This window comes from Serratia sp. 14-2641, assembly GCF_001692375.1.
GTDB lineage: Bacteria > Pseudomonadota > Gammaproteobacteria > Enterobacterales > Enterobacteriaceae > Chania > Chania fonticola_C.
The window spans coordinates 218,442-237,482 of sequence record NZ_LXKR01000002.1; the positions used below are offsets into that span (position 1 = coordinate 218,442).

A 19,041-nucleotide genomic window follows, 5' to 3' on the forward strand; every position below is an offset into this window, starting at 1 on the left:
ATTACTGCTCTCCGAAAATATGGCGGGAGATCGCTTCGGCAAACTGGCTCTGGCGCGGCAGGCCAAACCAGGTACAAAGCTTCATAAAACGATGATCGCTGAGGCTGTCGCCCAACCCGATAACCGGGAACACGCCGCGTTCAAGCCGCAGTTTTTCCAGCAGGAAAGTCACTGCCAGCCCTTTCTCTACCACGGTCGGCAACCAGGCAACGTTGTTGCTGTTACGGTGGACGTAATAGCCGCTGGTAGGGAACAACTGCTCAATTTCATCGGCGATGGCGTAAAGCTCGTCCAGGCGGGTGCTATCGCGGTGCTTCATCACCAGATAGACCGGCGTGTCACCGTATTCATAGTTGATACGCGCCCAACCATTGATGTTGCGTTCGGCCATCAGCTCGGTGATCTTGCGTTGCATTCCCAGCAGGTTAGCAGCATAAGGTTGCAGTTTTTCCAGCATCAGCGCCTGCCATGCCTGATCCGGCTGCCCCTGTGGGTTGAGGATCACTGCACCGTGCGTGGTAACCGCCCATGACTTGAACGGGATACTCACCCGGGCAATCTCTTCGGTGCCACGTGCGGTCACAGGGATAAGCTCCGCATGCTCCAGCATCCAGTCCACCAGCATCGACTGTTCTTCGGTCATAAAGCTGCGTGGTTCCAGGCTACGATCCAGGGCGCCGGTGCGATACGGGGCCAGGTCGAGCTCATCGACCATCTTGCGGCGTGTCTGGAACAGGGTGTCGTCCAGATCGGAGAAAATGACCGGCTTATTCATAGCTTACGACCTCAACGGTTGGGGCGACCTGTTTTAACGCCTCAATTAACGCGGGATCAACGCTTGCCGCAGGGGTTTCGATACACAACAGGATCCGGTCAAACTGCTGGTGGGCCACGTTGTAGACAAAGTTGGGGATGCCCAGCCCATAGTTATCGCCAAAGGCGATGGCGGACTGGATGGCGAACCCGGTGGCTATCGGCGAACGGGTGGTGGAGCTGAATTTAACCTCGGCCCCCTGTTTTTCCAGGCGTTCAGCCAGCAGGAAGGGCTCCCAGACAAATTCGCTGCTGCCCAGCACCAGTAATTTCTCCCCTGGATGCGCCTGAATATCGCGCCCCAGATCCGCACTTGGCGATGAAATGCCCAAGCGGCCCCAGCTTTGTTTACCGGTGATCGGTACGCTGCCGGTGGCGGTTACGTTGACTGCGGGCATCACCGGCACCGGAGCATCGGGATTTTTTTCCCAATGCCAGTCACCTTGAACCAATGACACATACTGAATAGGGATTGGGCTGCGTTGGGCTAGGGCGTCGCCGCTCCAGTCGGTCAGCGTAACGGTGATGGCGCGGGCAATGTTGTGTAACCCGGCATCCTGCTGTAAAGCCTGGAGCAGGTTGATGAAGGTGTTGCCGGTGGTGGCCTCATCGTCGATCAGCACGACGGTTTTGGCTTCCAGTACGCGGCGGCGCAGTTCGGCATCCTGTGGCAGATAAAGCAGGTGGTCGGTGGCGTGACTGTGATTTTCTTTGAATTCGCACAGCAGCTCACCCCCCTCTACCGGGTGACGGGTGGACGTTAGGTACACCGGGTCGCTAACGCTGCCCCGGACTTCGTCAAACACACCTGCACCGAATCCGACGGCGGTTTCCGCCATGCCGATAAACAGCACCGGGCCTTGCTCACAGGCCGGGAACAGCGCGGCCAATTGCTGATAGACGGCGCGCATGACGCTCGGCTTCACCGGAATATGGCGGCCCAGCACCTTGCTGACGAACAGAAACGCGCGTTTCGGGTTGCGCCTTTCGGCTACGTCAAACAGCTCATCCAGCGCGATCGTGCCGCCCGTTGGGGTTACTTTCAGCGTGCCGCAAGACAGCGTGCGGGAATAGGTATTTAGCATGGGTTAGTCCTTCACCAGCAGATTGTCGAGCACGGGGTGATATCTGACGACATCGGTAATAGAGCGGACGATCGCTGGCGAGAATGCGGCTTTGGCCTCATCAATCACTTCCTGCTGGCTCATTACGCCAAGCTTATACAGGGCAAACAGGCCCGGCAGATTGACGCCGCTGAAACGGGTATAACCGATACCGCCAGACGGGCGCAGGTTGATTTCCAGCAGCACCGGACGCCCGCTGGTGTCGTTGCGGGTTTGCACGTTGACCAGGCCGTCTGCCTGCATTGCGGTGGCACAGGCTTTAGCGAGTTCAAACGCCTCGCCGTGGTTTTCCAGATATTGCAGCGCCCCTTCTTTTCTACGTGCCACGGCAGCCAGAACCGTGCCCCGATCAACCAACATGTCGACGGAGTATTCAGGGCCAGGCAGGTAAGGCATCAGTACCAGCGGCTCAAACTCGCCAGCGTCCGCCAAAGCACTGAGGTAACGCTGTGGATTCACTTTGCGGTTTTCCGGATGGGTAAAGGTGGCCATCGGGCCCACGCTTTCATCAAAACGCCAAAATCCCATGCCATAAATACCCTTCACCGGTTTGACGCACAGCTGCGCGCCAGAGAAAGGGGAACGGCTAATCAGATCGCGCAGCTCGGCCACTGACTCAATGCGCAGAGAGGGGACGACCGGCAACCCCTGCCGCTCCATGGCCTGGGCAAATGCCACTTTGTCATCGGCCAGCTCAAACATCGCCTGGCTGGTGGCACCGGTAGTCAGTGTGACACCGGCAGCCTCGATCTGTTGGCGATGGGCCTCGAACCACTGCGTGTTGCGGCCCGTGTGGATGGCTTGGATGCCGCACTGTTTCACCGTAGACAGAATGAAGGGTAGCCGCTGTTCGTCCTCTTTCGGTTCGAACAAGGCGACGTCTGCCTGGGAGAGGATCTCGTTACGTTCATTACGGTGTGAGGCAACCACCGTCACGGCAGTTTGCTTGGCTTTCACCAATGAAACGATGCCCTGAATAATATCCCGCTGGGAAGATAAACCTTCCATAAGCCACATTTTGAGTGTCATTTTTTGATTTTTACCGTTCAAGGCTTGATGGTTAAAAGGATCGCTGTGGGTTGAGGCCACCCAATGGCGATGTCAATCATAACATGATGTCAGTCGAGAAGTGAAAATATACGTTGAAAAGTGGCATAAAATGAATGTTATAGCCAATAAGTTACCAAATGTGAAAAAAATAAATTCTTTTAAAATATATGGTTAACTTGAATTGAGTGGGTGGTCAGCAAAAATGGGGTTGTGCGTGAACACCATCATGATATGATTTTCTACTCATGGAATTTGGTGTAAAAAATTCACTGTTTTCAATACCAACTTGAAGGAACTTAAACCATGGTGTCATTAACCAAGAACCAGACCGTTTCGCTCAGCAAGCAGTCATCTGCCATCAACCAGCTGCACTTTGGCCTGGGGTGGGATCCGATTAAGAAGAAAGGCGGTCTGCTGAGCAAAATGTTCGGCGGCGGCAATGATGCCATCGATCTCGATGCTGGCTGCGTATTGCTGGACAAAGATGGCAATACCATCGACACCATCTGGTTCCGCCAGCTTAAGTCTCGCTGCGGCGCAGTGGTGCACAGCGGCGACAACCTGACCGGTGAAGGCGATGGCGATGACGAAGTCATCCTGGTCGAGCTGGCAAAACTGCCTGCTCAGGTGGAATACCTGGCCTTTACCGTCAACAGCTTCCGTGGGCAGTCGTTCAACGATGTGGAAAACGCGTTTTGCCGCGTGGTCGATCAGGCCAAAAAGGAACTGGCACGTTATGAGCTGAAAGAGCAGGGTGCTCATACCGGCATCGTGATTGCTTCACTTCGTCGTAACAATGGCCAGTGGGATTTTACCGCGCATGGCAAAGCCTGCAGCGGCAGAACCATTGATGACATGCATGCTGACATCGTCGCTACCGTGGTGCGCTAATGAATATGACTCCGGGGGCCAATGCCCCAGTTCCATCTAAATTACTGAAGGTGCGCGTGCTGTCCGGCGCACCGGTTGATGCCTCCGCTTTCCGCCTGTATGCCGATGGCAAAGTGAAGGGCGACGCGGACATGATCTTTTATGGTCAGCCCAAGAGCGATGACGCCACGGTTGCCCTGACCCAAGAAGGTCATAACTCCAACTTCGCGGTAGACGTCAGCCGCTTGCACCCAGACGTGCAGAAAGTCGCCTTTACGGTGACCTGTGAAGGGGCTCAAACCGTCGCAGGCCTGCAACGGTTGCTGATCCAGATTGAAGCGGATAACGAAGTGCTGCTGGTGGGCACCGTTGAGCTGAATGGCCGCCAGGAAGCCGCATTGATCCTGGGTGAGCTTTACCGTCGTAACAGCGAATGGAAGTTCCGCTTTATCGCTCAAGGCTTCAACGGCGGGCTGAAACCGCTGGCTGAACATTTTGGTGTGGATGTGGCGGATGCTCCTGCCCCGGCAGCGGCTCCTGCGCCAACGCCTGCACCGGCCCCAACGCCGGAGCCAGCCAAAATCAGCCTGAGCAAAGTGTCGTTAACCAAAGAAAAACCGGCTATCAGCCTGACCAAGCGGGATAACTTTGGGGAAATCCGTATCAACCTGAACTGGCATCGCGGCAGCGGCCCGACGGGTTTACGGGCGATGTTCAGTTCGAACAAGGGCGTCGATCTCGATCTCGGGGCGTTTGTTGAAATGGCCAACGGGGAAAAAACGGTGATCCAGGCGCTCGGTAAGCGTTTTGGTGACTACAACCGCGAGCCGTTTGTCCAACTGCAAGGCGATGACCGCACCGGTGATATCTCGGACGGCGAATGGCTGCATATCAACGGGCGCGAATGGAAACATATCCGCGAAGTACTGGTGTTTGCCTTCATCTACGAAGGGGTCGCGAGCTGGGATAAAACGGACGGCGTTGTGACGTTGCACGTGCCAGACCAGCCACCGATTGAAACCCGCATGTCGGAAGGCCAGAACAATCGCAACATGTGTGCCATTGCGCGCCTGGTTAACGAGAACGGTAGCATCAAGGTTGAGCGTGTTAACCGCTTCTTTAACGGTCACAGTGACATGGATCAGGCTTTCGGCTGGGGTTTCAGCTGGAGAGCAGGGTCAAAGTAATCAATTTCACAGAGGATTTTACCATGAGTTTTTTCAACAAGGTTAAAGGGGCATTCAATGCCAGCCGCGACGAGCTGACCAAGCAGGTCGGTCGTTTCAAGAATAAAAAGTTCATGCAGGGTACCGTGGCCGTGTGCGCGCGTATCTCCGTGGCCAGCGGCGGTGTCAGCTCTGAAGAAAAACAGAAGATGATTGGGTTCCTCCAGGCATCTGATGAGCTGAAAGTGTTCGAGACCACTGAAGTCATCGAATTCTTTAACAAACTGATCGCCAGCTTTGAGTTCGATGTCGAAATCGGCAAAGGCGAAACCATGAAGTATATCCTGGCGCTGAAAGATCAGCCGGAAGCGGCCCAACTGGCCATCCGTGTGGGTATCGCCGTAGCCAAAAGCGATGGTGACTTCGACCAGGATGAGCAAAAAGCGGTACGCGAAATCGTGGCTGCTTTGGGCTTTGATGCGGCCGAATTCGGCCTTTAATGTAATATCTTCAGAAGGTTAATATGGTATCCACGCACATCGGCTTCCCGACCGAGACCGTCATTGTTTTCATTGTATTGGCTGTCGGGGCCATTTTTATCGACTTGTTTATGCACCGCGATGACAAGCCTATTTCGCTGAAGAGCGCAGCCCTATGGTCTGTGTTCTGGGTTGCCATAGCGATGGCCTTTGCCGGTTTCCTGTATATCCACCACGGCGCCGAAGTGGCCAGCCTGTTTGTCACCGGTTACGCACTAGAGAAAGTGCTGTCGGTTGATAACCTGTTTGTCATGATGGCGATCTTCTCGTGGTTCGCCGTGCCGGATCGTTTCCGTCACCGCGTGCTCTACTGGGGCATTATCGGGGCTATCGTGTTCCGTGGCATCTTCGTTGCCATCGGTACCGGCTTGCTCAGCCTCGGGCCATACGTTGAAATTGTCTTTGCGCTGATCGTGGCCTGGACGGCGGTGATGATGTTGCGCAGCGGCGATGACGGTGATGAGATCGAAGACTACTCGCAGCACTTGGCGTATCGCATGGTTAAACGGTTCTTCCCGATTTGGCCGAAGCTCAGAGGCCACGCTTTCCTGTTAAGCCAGAAAGAAGTCGATGAGGAATTGGCCAAGCCGGAAAACAAGGATGTGACCATTGGCCGTGGTGCCAAAGCCTGGCGCTATGCGACACCGCTGATGCTGTGTGTGGCCGTGGTTGAGCTTTCCGACGTGATGTTTGCGTTTGACTCGGTACCGGCCATCATCGCCGTGAGCCGTGAGCCGCTGATTGTCTACAGCGCCATGATGTTCGCCATCCTCGGCCTGCGTACGTTGTATTTTGTGCTGGAAGCCCTGAAGCAGTACCTGACGCATCTGGAAAAAGCCGTTATTGTGTTGCTGTTCTTCATTGCGGTGAAACTGGGTCTTAATGCCACCGACCACATCTGGCATCATGGGTACAGCATTTCAGCAACGGCGAGCCTGTTTGTCGTGCTGGGCGTTCTTGCGGTGGGTATTATCGCGAGCGTCATGTTCCCAGGCAAACCCGACGCCGAGGAGAAAAAGGAGAGCTGATCTCCTATTCAGCTGAAATCAATTCGCATGAGTTTAATTTTTTGAGAGGTTAGAACAATGAGTGTTTCTTTATCTAAAGGCGGTAATGTTTCCCTGAGTAAAGCAGCCCCAACCATGAAGAATGTGTTGATTGGTCTGGGTTGGGACGCACGCTCCACCGATGGTCAAGACTTTGACCTGGATGCCTCTGCATTCCTGCTGGCCGCAAACGGGAAAGTGCGCGGTGATGCTGACTTCATTTTTTATAACAACCTGACTTCTTCAGACGGTTCCGTCACCCACACCGGTGACAACCGTACTGGTGAAGGCGACGGCGATGACGAATCTCTGAAAATCAAACTGGATATGATCCCAGCGGATGTCGACAAAATCGTGTTTGTGGTCACTATCCACGATGCGCAAGCTCGTCGTCAGAGCTTTGGCCAGGTATCCGGTGCCTTTATCCGTTTGGTGAACGATGACAACCAGACCGAAGTGGCCCGTTACGACCTGACAGAAGATGCGTCCACCGAAACCGCCATGCTGTTTGGTGAGCTGTATCGCAACAACGCCGAGTGGAAATTCCGCGCGGTAGGTCAGGGTTATGCCGGTGGCTTGGCTTCCGTGTGTGCTCAGTACGGCATCAACGCCTCCTGATCGACAAACTCGTTAATATTTCGGGCAGTACACCACTGCCCGTATCATCCCCTACAAAGCAGGAGCTTTAAAATGGCAGTTTCTCTCGTAAAAGGCGGTAACGTATCCCTGACCAAAGAAGCACCAACCATGAACATTGCCATGGCTGGCTTAGGTTGGGATGCGCGTGTCACCGATGGCCAAGGGTTTGACCTGGACGCCTCCGTATTTATGGTTGGTGATGACGGTAAGGTGCTGGGCGACAGCAGCTTTATCTTCTTCAACAACAAGAAGAGTGCTTGTGGCTCCGTTGAGCACCAGGGCGACAACCGCACCGGTGAAGGCGATGGCGATGATGAGCAGGTCAAAATTGAGCTGAGCAAAGTGCCTGCTGAAGTCAAGAAACTGGTTTTCGCCGTCACCATCTATGATGCAGAAGCGCGTAAACAGAATTTCGGTATGGTCAGCAACAGCTACATGCGTATCTTCAACAACGATAACGGCACCGAAATCGCCCGTTTCGACCTGTCCGAAGATGCTTCTACCGAAACTGCGATGGTATTCGGCGAGCTGTATCGCAACGGTGCCGAGTGGAAATTCAAGGCAGTGGGCCAAGGCTTTGCAGGTGGCCTGTCCGCGCTGGCTTCACAGCATGGCGTGAATATCTAAGACACTGAATTAGCCCCTCTCTTCGCGCTCACTTTGGATGAGGGGGCGCTCAAGTTTTGCTGAGATGATCTTCTTTCTTCCCGCAGAGCAGGGGCTTTCAGCTCCCTCTCCCAGTGGGAGAGGGTTGGGGTGAGGGGAACATTTCGCCCCTTGCCCAACTCCACCCGCCAATATTGCCGTTATGGAAAAGCTATTTTAACAGGAGGTTATCCTGATGATGTTACAGTCCGGCCAGAATCTGGTGGTCAATGGAACCCGGCTCGATTTGACTCTGCAGTACCCCGCCAACCCTGGTTTTAAAAGTGAGCCTGATACCGCAGTATTCCTGCTCAATACCGAGGGCAAAGTCCGTGGCGATGCCGATTTTATTTTCTTCAATCAAACCGCTACCCCCAACCGCAGCGTCGTTCTGCAAACCACCCACCAGAGCAGCTCTCTCTCCATCGATCTCAGCAAGATTGACGACAATATCAGCAAGATTGCAATCACTTTGGTAATCGATGGCCCCGATGCCGTTGCCGGGTTGCAGTCTTTGAAGCTGGATGCGCCCAACGTGGCCCAATACAGCGTGGAAACCTCGGGCCGCCAGGAGAAGGCGCTGATCGTGGCCGAAATTTATCGCCATGCCGGTAACTGGAAGCTACGTGCGCTTGGGCAAGGGGTTAACGGTGGTTTGGAGCCGCTGGCGTTAAACTATGGCGTTGATGTGGCTCAGCCAACTGCGCCTGCTACTCCGCCGCCGACCGTCAGCCTGGAGAAAAAGCTGCAGGATAAAGCCCCGCATTTGGTGAGCCTGGCGAAGAACGTCACCGTCAGCCTGGCTAAATTCAATCTGCAGTCGGTAAAGGCCAAGGTCGCGTTCGTGCTGGATGCTTCAGGATCGATGACCGGGCAGTTCAAAAAGGGCAATGTGCAGGCGGTACTGGATCGCATCGCCGTGCTGGCCGTGCAGTTTGATGATGACGGCTCGATGGACGTCTGGGGCTTTGCCGAAAAACACGCAAAATATCCCGATGTGACGCTGGATAATCTTGATGGTTATATCAAGGCGATCCAGGGCAGCGGCAAGCGCTCAATGTGGGAGATCCTGCCAAAGCTGGGTGGTACCAATAATGAACCGCCGGTGATGGAGGAGCTGATCGATACGTTTAAACACAGCGACATGCCGGTGTACGTGGTGTTTATTACCGACGGTGGCATCAGCAAAACGCGCCAGATCAAAGAAGCGATCAAGCGCTCGGCCAACTATCCGATTTTCTGGAAGTTTGTCGGCCTGGGTGGCTCGAACTACGGCGTACTGGAAAAGCTGGATACCTTCACCGATCGCCGGGTGGATAACACCAACTTCTTCGCGATTGATGACTTTGCCACGATGAAAGAAGACCGTTTGTACGATCTGCTGCTGGAGGAGTTTAAAGAGTGGTATGACGCCGCCAAGGCGGACCGTATTATTTTTTAACTATTAATATCAGATAGTTAAATAAATACATAACGTACCGCGATGGCCCCTCACCCTAACCCTCTCCCACAGGGAGAGGGGACCGATCGAGTGTGCGATTGGTTGCAGCAATCTACCTGACCCCCGAAATGAATCAACTGATCACTGAACTCGACCACGACGCCGGACAGCTCCCTCTCCTTGTGGGAGAGGGTTGGGGTGAGGGGAAATATTGAGTGCCGAAGGGAGCGATTAGTGGTCAGTCTTGCTGATCACATTAGGCTCCGCCACGCGCTGCCTTTTAACCGGCGAACGGCGTTTTGACCAGGCCGGGTGGAAATGCCGCCAGTGCGCATCCTGGGCCGCCGCCAACAGCTCGTAGTCCCCGCGGGTATCACCCCAGGCTCTGAGATGATAGTTCCCCAGTGGGCCATAGATACTTTCCAGGCGTTCAACCTTCTGCCCACAGCGGCAATTATGGCCGGTGATGTGCCCGGTGAGCTTCCCGTCGATCACTTCCAACTGAGTACCAATCAGCTTGATGCCCAAACGATCGGCAAACGGCTGTAGCACCAGGGCCGGTGAAGCGGAACAAATCGTGACTTCAGCACCGGAGCTGACCTCCATGGCAACCGCAATCAGCCCAGAAGGGCGCATCAGCTTGGTCCAATAGGCCGAACAAAAGGCTTCCGCCTGCTGACGGAACCAGTGCTCATCTACCCCGGTCAGGAAAACCTTAATCAGGGTTTCTTTTAGCTCGTCGCGGGTGAGTTTTTTGCGCATATGCTTAAACGCAGGCTGCGCCAGTTGCAATAAGCGCCGGGCAAATACGCGCCGCCCAAAAGCGAAACGCAGAAATGGGATAAAACTGTCGTGGTGAGTCAGCGTTCCGTCAAAATCAAAAACTGACAAAACTTGCGTTGTACGACTTGCCTCTGTATCCATCTTTAAACCATACCTCTACTGTGCAATACCGGGCGTTCTCCCAATCTGGTGGATGATAGCAGAACTCCCCCGCAGGTTGAATTTTTGCCAACCTGGCCCGCAAACCCAGCTCTAAGACCAATTTATAAAACACGATCACGCCCTCAATATCCCTACTAATTATGTGATTTCTCCGCCGCTAGCGAGTAAAATGCCTGCGCCCTACCCAGGGCACGCTGTTTACAATCTGGCTATGGCATCGCCATAAAAAGGAGTCTTCCCTTATGACAGGTCTGTTTCTGGGGTTCCTTCTTGGATTTATCATGCAACGCGGGCGCTTTTGTATGGCCGGCGGTCTGAGAGACCTCTATCTGTTTCGCGACGGGCGCATGACCCTCGCTATCCTCATTATCATCACTCTGCAAAGCATCGGTCTGTTCGCCTTCGTCGCTCTCGGTTGGGCTAAACTGCCCGGCGGGGATTTCCGCTGGCTGGCGACGCTGATCGGCGGCGTTACCTTCGGTCTCGGCATGGGGCTGGCAGGCTCCTGTTCTACCGGTGCTTACTATCGCGCCGCTGAGGGGCTGGCCGGAAGTATGATTGCCGTGGTCGGTTTTATCGTCGCCAGCTGGTATATCCGCCAACCGGGTGGCAAACAACTGTTCGCTCCCATCAACGCCCCCGCCTTACCGGACGCTTCGCTGATGCAGACGTTCGGCATGTCTCCCTGGCCTGCTGTAGCGGTGCTAACCGTGCTGACCGGTGTGCTGGTCTGGCGCCACCTGAAACGTAAATCCTTCCCCGTTCCGCAACCTAAACCGCGCAAGCAGGGTATTGCCCACTGGCTGTTCGAAGCACGCTGGCATCCCTTCGTCAGTGCCGTACTGATCGGCGTTATTGCGCTGCTGGCATGGCCTTCCAGTCTGGAGTCGGGCCGGGTTGGCGGTCTGGGGATTAGTGGCCCCAGCGCACAGCTGTTTTCGTTAATCACCGAGGGTAAAACTGGCTTCTTCGGCTGGGCTGGCTATCTGCTGATCGGGATTTTCGGCGGTGCGTTGGTGGCTGCCTGGGGAAGTCAGGAATTGCGGCTGCGCTCGCCCGGCCTCCCGACATTGGCCAAAAGCCTGTTTGGGGGCGGATTGATGGGGATCGGCAGCGGGTTGGCCGGGGGTTGTATGCTGGGTAATACCATTGTTAATACCGCCTGGTTCTCCTGGCAGGGCTGGCTATTTATTCCGTGCATCCTGTTGGGCAGTTGGGTGGTCAGTTATTTCACTATTATTCTTCCGAATCAATCGATTAAAACAAAAGAGGCTTGAGGGCTATGAAAACGATCACTCTGGATACCACCGGTAAACTTTGCCCGTTCCCGCTGATGGAAGCCAAAAAGCACATTGAGCAATTGGGTTCTGGCGACCTGCTGGTGATTGAATATGACTGCGCCCAGGCCACGGAAAACCTGCCGCGCTGGGCGGTTGAGGCAGGGCACAGCGTGACGGATTTCCAGCAGACCGGCGATGCCCGCTGGCAGATTAGTATTCAGAAGGGGTAGGTTAGCGCCTTGCCTGAGGTAGTAAGCGCCGATATCGGGTGTAGACGGTGGGTATTTTTAATTTGTGAGCCATAATACAGCCTCCTGTTATCGGCTAATGATGTTGGTCATGAAGCGCGTGTCATCTGGAAAGAGGGCCTGGGCCTCTTGCTGTAAACGTTGGTGTGCTATTGCATCCTGCTGGTATTGCGCGATAGCAATCAAGGAAGCATAAACATTTTTATCAATCCTTCGGGATAGGTAGCTGTTTGCCCAACGGGCGTAATCATCGAGCAGGTGTGGCTCACGGGTTTGGTTAAATACCAGCAGTGCATGAGTTTGCCGATCGTAAAGCCAGCGTTCAGTATTAACCCAGGGATCAAATGCCATAACACGGTGCGCGGGTTCAATATCCAACAAATGGTTACGTTCAATGGACGTTAAAGACAGGTTTGCATATAGCCCAATACTTGCCAGAAAGAATACTGTGATGGAGATAGCTGGAATTGCACTGCAAAAAAATGTGGTGGTGCCGGGGGCAAGTGAGATGCGCTCTTTCACTGTGCCAACCTGGCGATCCAGCTGCGCCAGCAAAAGTAAAAATATCGCCCAGTGTGCGGCTGAAAGCGTAAATGGATATTCCGTTTGAGTGTGTAACACAATCGGTAACAGTACTATACAGAGTGCCGATGCTTCACCAGCAGGGCGTTTGTAGGTTCGGCTTTTGGCTCCATCGTGCTTTAGCGCTACCCTTAGCAGACGAAGCCCACATCCTAGCAGCAACAACATGCCGATCAGTGCTACCAGGCCACCCTCGGCCCACCAAAATAACATTTCATTATGGGGGTGTCTTACGACGCCTAAGCCCTGGGTGGAGAACCCTTGCGCCAGGCGAAAGTGTTGGAATTCGTATTCGAAGCCGCCATAGCCCCAACCTAAGAGTGGCTTTTGGACAATCATCGCCAGTGTATCGTGCAACATGGTGTAGCGCGCATGATTGGAGAGGCCATGGCTGATATAACGCAGGCCAGCTTCCCCATGCAAACCATGAAACAGGGCTATTACGCCAATTAGCAGGCCCACGGACATCAGGCATACAGCCCATTTAGCGCGTAGAGGGTTCAGAGGGTGATAACGGTACAGAAACAATAGTGCCACAGTCCCGCCGCCGATCCAGCCAATGCGTGATTGCAACCAAACCAGTAAAATGGGGAACAGCACCAACAGTAGCCCTAACCCATGGGTTCGTACGCGCTCATAGTGGGCTTTACTACATGTAAAAGTGGGGAGCAGAAATAGCATTAACACCAGCGCCAATCCGGTAGTAATAAAGCTGGCCAGAACATTCACCTGCTGAAATACCCCATAAGCCCGACCGGTTAGCATTGGATAGGCAAACCAGTCAGGTACCATTCCCTGCATGGTGAACTGCAGCAGAGCGAGCAGCGCTTGGAAAGCAGTGGCCGCTAATATGGCGTAATACAGCCACTGGCGGTAAAAGCGAGGAGGATGATATTGCAGTAGTGACACATAGAAGACCCACCCCCCCAATAATCCTAGCCAGCGCGCCAGTGCGGCATCCCGCCATAGGGGCGAAGTGTAGAACAAGGGAATAGCCAAAATTCCAATGGCCAGCAGCAACCAGCGAGCCGTTATGGTAAGGCGAACAGTTTTACCTGCGGGTAACGTTAGCCAAATTGTGGCGACTACGGAGGCCATGACGGCCCAGGTGATAATATTTTGCGGCAATTTTAAGCCACTTCCCCCCATGTTTGGTAGGTAAATATGGAGTACGAATATCAACCAAATCAGTAGGATGTATAAAGGTAACGGGGGTAAGCTAATCAGGTTTTTAAATGGTAAAGCTTTTTGCTGATGGTACATTCCTTTCACCTGATCTCATTATCCAGCTGGAAACGGCTGGCATGACTCATTAAGCCTGAAGAAAAACAATCAACGGCCTATAGAAAACTAGGTTTTCGCCTGTAGTAGAGAGGGGCTATTCACATGTGAAATCAATAATATATTGATTTTTATAGTGTTTGTGTTTTGTCTGATGTTTGCATCAAGCAGCTTTTAAAGCTGTATGTTGGTCACTCCCATCCATTTAATGAACTATAGTATCGCATTTTTAGATATTTCAGCAAAATAAATTTAAATAATCCAAGTATGCAGGTTAATGTTCTGTTTGATGCATGTTTATTGGCTTTTGATTTTTCATTTATTATTTTATTCCTGATGTGTCAGCCGTTTTATTCAAACTTTATTCAGATCACTTTTAATACTTCCCATCGGGTGAAGCATTTTGTAATAATTTATGCCAACGCAGGGTTGTGAGATGTTCAACATGCGTTTCTATTATTTTTTTAGACTTCATTTATGCGTTTGTGCATGAATTGATTTTGGCTCATGCCGACAAAAACGCAGTATACGATTCTGATAAATTTCTATTGGAATGATTTCATATTTATTGTGCTTGAGTAAGGTTGCGTTAAGCATAAATGAGATTCAAAGAAGTATATCATTATCTGCATGGAACCTACGCTTTCATCATTATTATTTAAAGGATTATAGAATGAAACTGAACAAAATTGTATTGGGTGTTTCTTTGGCTTTTGGGATCGTTTCCTTCGCTAACGCAGCTGATCAGGGGAATGGCACCGTGACCTTCACCGGTTCTATTATTGATGCACCATGCTCGATTGACCCAGACACTATTGATCAGACTGTGAATTTGGGCCAGGTGTCTAACGTTGCACTGGAAGCGAAGGGAGCGTCCACACCTAAGTTCTTCGAAATTCGTTTGGAAAACTGCAGCCTCGTAAAGGATAAAAAAAATACCGTTACCGCTACTTTTAGCGGCGGCAAAGGCGGTACTGATGGCATGCTGGGTATGACCGGTACAGCAAAGGGCGCGAGCATCGCGGTGGCTGATACTTCAGGTAAACTGATTAAGCTGCGTGAGCCGACTAGTGCACATGAGCTGCAGACTGGCAAAAACACCCTGGGCTTTTCGGCCTACCTACAGGGTGATGGCGCCTCATCGGGTATCGTCCCTGGTGATTTCAAGAGCGTAGCTAACTTTACTCTTGCTTATCAATAAGATTAGCATCTCCTATGCATGTGGGATTACCCACATGCATTTTTATTTGCCGCCACTGTCGAGCATATCTATGTCCTTAAAAATGGGCGTAGCTCCCCTTTTTTTACTATTGAACATATGTGTTGTGAGTTCGGTAGCAGCTAGCCAGATGCGGGGGGCAGGCCAGGTAAATATGATCGGCGCGATAATTGAGACAGCTTGCGCAATAGATACTTTGAGCAGTGACCAAACGATTAATATAGGTACCTTACCCGTTGATCAGATTGCCCGTGATGGACATGGCTTAAGGCAACCCTTTTCAATTCGACTGGTGAATTGCGTATTAACCCGACAGAATACATCCTTATCTGACTGGCGTCATTTTCAAATTACCTTTGATGGTCAGGTTGATGCGGGACTATTTGGCGTTGAGGGAAGTGCCAAGGGCGTTGCTCTGCAGCTTGCCGACAGCCAAGGTAATATTGCTATCCCTGGTGCGCCGCTGCCTGTTGGTGAGATTGCCGCTAAAGAGATGTTATTGAATTATTCTTTACGGCTCGTGAGAAATCATCAGTTATTACGCTCCGGAGAATACACCTCAACGGTGAAATTTAAAATGGACTACCACTGAATTAGTATATTGGCGTGGCTGTGGCTATCATATCTCATTAGTGATTCTTCGTTGATTTAGCGCGTGGACATTATTTGAAATAATGGAATTAACGCCTGATGGAATAATGTAAAAAGGTCTAAAATGATGGCGTTATATTATTTTAAGGGATTACCTTTGCGCCCGAGTTTTCTTGGGGTAATAATTAGTTATATCATCGGTGGGGCAATAACCTCTGTTCAGGCAGCAGAATTTAGTTTTAATACCGACGTATTGGATGTTAACGATCGTAGCAATATCGATTTAGAGCAGTTCTCTCGTAGCGGTTACATCATGCCGGGAGACTATATCATGTCAGTACATATTAATAAGCAAGAGCTGTTAGAACAGCCCGTGATTTTCTATCCACCGGATAATGACCCGAAAGGCAGTGAAGCCTGTGTAACGCCGGAACTGGTTGAGCAATTTGCTTTAAAGCCAGAGATGCAGAAAAAGCTGGCCTGGTGGCATCAGGGGCAATGCCTGGTGGTCAGCAGCCTAGAGGGGATGACCGCCAAAGGGGATTTAGGAGCGGCCAAGCTGTACCTGAATATTCCGCAGGCCTATCTGGAATACTCCTCGGATGACTGGGATCCGCCTTCGCGCTGGGATAACGGTATACCAGGGTTATTGCTGGACTATAACCTTAATAGCCAGACCCAACGACAATACCAGCGTGGTACACAAAGCTATAACGTCAGCGGTAATGGTACCGTGGGCGCCAACCTGGGTGCCTGGCGCTTGCGTGCTGACTGGCAAACACGATTGGATCATCAGAGCGATTCTGGGCAATCAACCCAGAATAGCTGGGACTGGAGCCGTTATTACGCCTACCGGGCAATCCCGCGGCTGAGTGCTCAGTTGATGATGGGTGAGAACTTCCTCAACTCCGATATTTTTGACAGCTTCCGTTTTACTGGCGCTAGTCTGGTAACGGACGACAACATGCTGCCGCCAAACTTGCGCGGCTATGCGCCAGAAGTGACGGGTATAGCCAAAACCAATGCCCGGGTGATCATCAGCCAGCAGGGGCGAATATTGAGGGAAACCCAGGTGGCAGCGGGGCCATTTCGCATCCAGGACATCAACGATGCGGTCTCCGGCCAACTGAGCATCCGGGTGGAAGAACAAGACGGCAGCGTTCAGGAATTCAAGATGGACACCGCTAGCGTGCCATACCTGACGCGCCCCGGTACCGTGCGCTACAAGGTTGCGATCGGTCGGCCAGCGGATTGGCAGCATGACACAAACGGCCCGCTGTTTGCCACTGGGGAGTTCTCCTGGGGTGTCAGTAACGGTTGGTCATTGTACGGTGGTGGCGTGGCTGGCGGTGATTACAACGCGCTGGCGCTGGGGATTGGCCGGGATTTGATGATGCTGGGTGCGTTGTCGTTTGACGCTACGCAATCGCAAGCTCGCCTTCCGTATGAGGATAGAACGCTGTCGGGCGGCTCTTACCGCCTGAGCTATTCGAAGCGCTTTGACGACTACGACAGCCAAGTCACTTTCGCTGGATATCGCTTCTCGCAGCAGAACTACATGAGCATGAGTGAGTTTCTGGATGCCCGTACCAATGGCTCGCGCTCGCAGAACAGCAAAGAGATGTACACCATCACCTTTAACCAGCAGTTCCGTGATTTAGGGTTGAATGCCAACTTGAACTATAACCACCAGACTTTTTGGGATCGGCCAGCTAATGATCGCTACAACCTGACATTGTCACGTTATTTCGATATCGGCCAGTTCAAAAACTTAAGTTTATCGATGACGGCATATCGCAATAAATATAACGGCACCAACGACGACGGTATGTACTTGTCACTCTCGATGCCGTGGGGCAATCACGGTTCAGTCAGCTACGGCAGCAGCTATGACCGCAATGATAACAGCCATCAGGTAAGTTATTACGATCAGGTTAATGACCACAGTACCTACCTGGTGAGTAGCGGGGTCTCGCGCAGTGGTGTGATGGCGCGTGGTAATTATAGCCACCAAGGCGATATCGCCCTAATGAACGGTACCGCTAGTTATCAGGAAGGGCGTTATACCGCGCTTGGTGTGTCATTCCAAGGTGGAGCGACCGCGACGTTGGAAGGGGCGGCATTGCATCGTTCGACTGCCAATGGTGGTACCCGAATGATGCTGGACACTGGCGGTGTAGCCGGCATCCCAATCCGTGGTTATGGCGCGACTACCGCATCCAACCGTTTCGGTAAGGCTGTGGTTTCTGATGTAGGCAGCTATTACCGTAGCCGGGTCAGTATCGATCTGAACAAACTACCGGATAACGCAGAAGCTACGCATTCGGTAGTGCAGGCCACCCTGACCGAAGGCGCAATTGGTTACCGTAAATTTGAGATAATTTCCGGTGAGAAGGCGATGGCCGCGATCCGTTTGGCGGACGGCTCTACACCGCCGTTTGGCGCCAGCGTGCTGAACAAGAACAAGCAGGATGTGGGCATCGTTAACGACGGCGGCAGCGTGTACCTGAGTGGCATAAATGCCGGCGAAACCATGGCCGTGCACTGGGGCGGAATAGCACAGTGCGAGTTGGTGCTACCTGACCTGCTACCGAACAGCAACCAGACGGACTTGCTGCTGCCGTGCCGTCGGTTAAGTGAGTAACCACTATTAGCAGGGAGCGCTTTACGCGCGCGCTAAAGCGCGACCGAATCCTATTTGAATGAGAACTACGTAGATGAAATTGAAGAAAAAAACACCCTTGATCGCCAGTGCGGTGTTATGTGTACTGACCGTGCAATCGGCCTTTGCCGCCATCGCGTTGGATCGCACCCGGGTGATTTATGACGGCAGCCAAAAATCGCTTAGCCTGAACGTCAGTAATGAAAACAAACAGCTGCCGTATCTGGCCCAGAGCTGGATTGAGGATGCTCAAGGCAACAAAATCACCAGCCCGCTGGCGGTATTGCCACCAGTACAGCGTATTGAGCCTGGAGCCAAAAGCCAGGTGAAGGTACAGGCGATGCCAGCCGCCCAACTGTTGGTGCAGGACCGGGAGTCACTGTTTTATTTCAACCTGCGGGAGATCCCGCCGCGTAGTGACAAACCTAATACCCTGCAAATAGCGCTGCAGACACGTATCAAACTGTTCTACCGACCTAAAGCGCTGATGACCACCTCTGGGGATGTGCCGTGGCAGGAAAAAATCAGCCTAACCAAACTAGGTGACAGCTACGTAGTGAATAACCCGACACCGTATTTTGTTACCTTGGTGGATGGCAGCGCCACGGTAAAAGGCGAAACAGTAAAAGGTTTTGAGCCGTTGATGGTTGAGCCAAAAGGCAAAGGTACGCTGAAAGCCAGCGCCAGTGCGTTGGGTAACAGCCCAGTGTTGACTTATATCAATGATTACGGTGGCCGCCCACAGTTGACGTTTAGCTGTAGCGGCAGCAGTTGCCAGGCCACACCAGTAAAAGGCAGCGACTAACAGCAATGTGGCTAATGACACTGGCTTATACCGTCGCCCCGTACGAACCAGGGCGCCATTACAAGCAGGTATCTATTGGGCACAGCTGAATTTTG

The 19,041-nt window shown here is 52.6% G+C and carries 18 protein-coding genes; 13 read left to right on the forward strand and 5 right to left on the reverse strand.

What is annotated here, in order from left to right:
* Nucleotide 1: 1 nt before the first annotated feature.
* The 3 genes from A6U95_RS03660 to A6U95_RS03670 are packed head-to-tail and all read right to left on the reverse strand — an operon-like array spanning nt 2 to nt 2,966.
* Nucleotides 2-775: a hypothetical protein gene (locus A6U95_RS03660; protein ID WP_065683513.1), complete on the reverse strand. Its 774-nt coding sequence runs from the start codon at nt 773-775 to the stop codon at nt 2-4.
* On the reverse strand, nt 768-1,898 hold the full coding sequence (locus tag A6U95_RS03665; RefSeq protein ID WP_065683514.1) for a phosphoribosyltransferase domain-containing protein: 1,131 nt from the start codon (nt 1,896-1,898) through the stop codon (nt 768-770). Before A6U95_RS03665 ends, A6U95_RS03660 begins: the two co-directional genes overlap by 8 nt.
* A gap of 3 nt (nt 1,899-1,901) precedes the next feature.
* Nucleotides 1,902-2,966, reverse strand: coding sequence for an ATP-grasp domain-containing protein (locus tag A6U95_RS03670; RefSeq protein ID WP_065683541.1), 1,065 nt, complete (start codon nt 2,964-2,966; stop codon nt 1,902-1,904).
* Between the two features lie 324 nt (nt 2,967-3,290).
* Here A6U95_RS03670 and A6U95_RS03675 point away from each other — a divergent pair, with 324 nt between their 5' ends.
* From A6U95_RS03675 to A6U95_RS03705, 7 genes are all read left to right on the forward strand, one after another.
* Nucleotides 3,291-3,878 (forward strand): TerD family protein, encoded by a 588-nt coding sequence (locus A6U95_RS03675; RefSeq protein WP_065683515.1) that lies wholly within the window; start codon nt 3,291-3,293, stop codon nt 3,876-3,878.
* On the forward strand, nt 3,878-5,044 hold the full coding sequence (locus tag A6U95_RS03680; protein WP_065683516.1) for a TerD family protein: 1,167 nt from the start codon (nt 3,878-3,880) through the stop codon (nt 5,042-5,044). Before A6U95_RS03675 ends, A6U95_RS03680 begins: the two co-directional genes overlap by 1 nt.
* Nucleotides 5,045-5,067: 23 nt before the next feature.
* A complete protein-coding gene (locus tag A6U95_RS03685) occupies nt 5,068-5,523 on the forward strand; it encodes a tellurite resistance TerB family protein (RefSeq protein WP_065683517.1) in 456 nt (151 codons plus the stop codon).
* A gap of 23 nt (nt 5,524-5,546) precedes the next feature.
* Entirely contained in the window at nt 5,547-6,590 is a 1,044-nt protein-coding gene (locus A6U95_RS03690; protein WP_021807714.1) for a TerC/Alx family metal homeostasis membrane protein, read from the forward strand.
* A 57-nt stretch (nt 6,591-6,647) separates the two neighbouring features.
* Nucleotides 6,648-7,226 carry a tellurium resistance membrane protein TerD gene (gene terD, locus A6U95_RS03695; RefSeq protein WP_021807715.1) on the forward strand — a complete coding sequence of 193 codons (579 nt, stop codon included), beginning with the start codon at nt 6,648-6,650 and terminating at the stop codon, nt 7,224-7,226.
* 72 nt (nt 7,227-7,298) lie between these two features.
* Nucleotides 7,299-7,874 (forward strand): TerD family protein, encoded by a 576-nt coding sequence (locus tag A6U95_RS03700; RefSeq protein WP_021807716.1) that lies wholly within the window; start codon nt 7,299-7,301, stop codon nt 7,872-7,874.
* A gap of 214 nt (nt 7,875-8,088) precedes the next feature.
* The gene (locus tag A6U95_RS03705) at nt 8,089-9,333 is read left to right on the forward strand and encodes a VWA domain-containing protein (RefSeq protein ID WP_065683518.1); all 1,245 of its coding nucleotides are present in this window, start codon (nt 8,089-8,091) and stop codon (nt 9,331-9,333) included.
* Between the two features lie 231 nt (nt 9,334-9,564).
* Here the strand turns inward: A6U95_RS03705 and A6U95_RS03710 are convergent, their stop codons facing one another.
* Nucleotides 9,565-10,257, reverse strand: a complete 693-nt coding sequence (locus A6U95_RS03710) for an HAD family hydrolase (protein WP_065683519.1) — start codon at nt 10,255-10,257, stop codon at nt 9,565-9,567.
* A gap of 263 nt (nt 10,258-10,520) precedes the next feature.
* On the opposite strand from A6U95_RS03710, the gene A6U95_RS03715 reads away from it, so the two are divergent.
* Nucleotides 10,521-11,555, forward strand: a complete 1,035-nt coding sequence (locus tag A6U95_RS03715) for a YeeE/YedE family protein (protein ID WP_065683520.1) — start codon at nt 10,521-10,523, stop codon at nt 11,553-11,555.
* 5 nt (nt 11,556-11,560) lie between these two features.
* A complete protein-coding gene (locus tag A6U95_RS03720; RefSeq protein WP_024485057.1) occupies nt 11,561-11,788 on the forward strand; it encodes a sulfurtransferase TusA family protein in 228 nt (75 codons plus the stop codon).
* A gap of 87 nt (nt 11,789-11,875) precedes the next feature.
* On the opposite strand, the gene A6U95_RS03725 is transcribed toward A6U95_RS03720, so the two are convergent.
* The gene (locus A6U95_RS03725; RefSeq protein ID WP_065683521.1) at nt 11,876-13,651 is read right to left on the reverse strand and encodes an O-antigen ligase family protein; all 1,776 of its coding nucleotides are present in this window, start codon (nt 13,649-13,651) and stop codon (nt 11,876-11,878) included.
* 691 nt (nt 13,652-14,342) lie between these two features.
* Here A6U95_RS03725 and A6U95_RS03730 point away from each other — a divergent pair.
* The 4 genes from A6U95_RS03730 to A6U95_RS03745 all read left to right on the forward strand — a co-directional run bounded on the left by A6U95_RS03730 (nt 14,343) and on the right by A6U95_RS03745 (nt 18,946).
* Nucleotides 14,343-14,870: a fimbrial protein gene (locus A6U95_RS03730; RefSeq protein WP_065683522.1), complete on the forward strand. Its 528-nt coding sequence runs from the start codon at nt 14,343-14,345 to the stop codon at nt 14,868-14,870.
* Nucleotides 14,871-14,904: 34 nt separating this feature from the next.
* On the forward strand, nt 14,905-15,480 hold the full coding sequence (locus tag A6U95_RS03735; RefSeq protein ID WP_241810614.1) for a fimbrial protein: 576 nt from the start codon (nt 14,905-14,907) through the stop codon (nt 15,478-15,480).
* Between the two features lie 126 nt (nt 15,481-15,606).
* Nucleotides 15,607-18,123, forward strand: a complete 2,517-nt coding sequence (locus A6U95_RS03740) for an outer membrane usher protein (protein WP_065683543.1) — start codon at nt 15,607-15,609, stop codon at nt 18,121-18,123.
* 73 nt (nt 18,124-18,196) lie between these two features.
* Nucleotides 18,197-18,946, forward strand: coding sequence for a fimbria/pilus periplasmic chaperone (locus A6U95_RS03745; protein ID WP_065683523.1), 750 nt, complete (start codon nt 18,197-18,199; stop codon nt 18,944-18,946).
* The last annotated feature ends 95 nt before the right edge of the window (nt 18,947-19,041 follow it).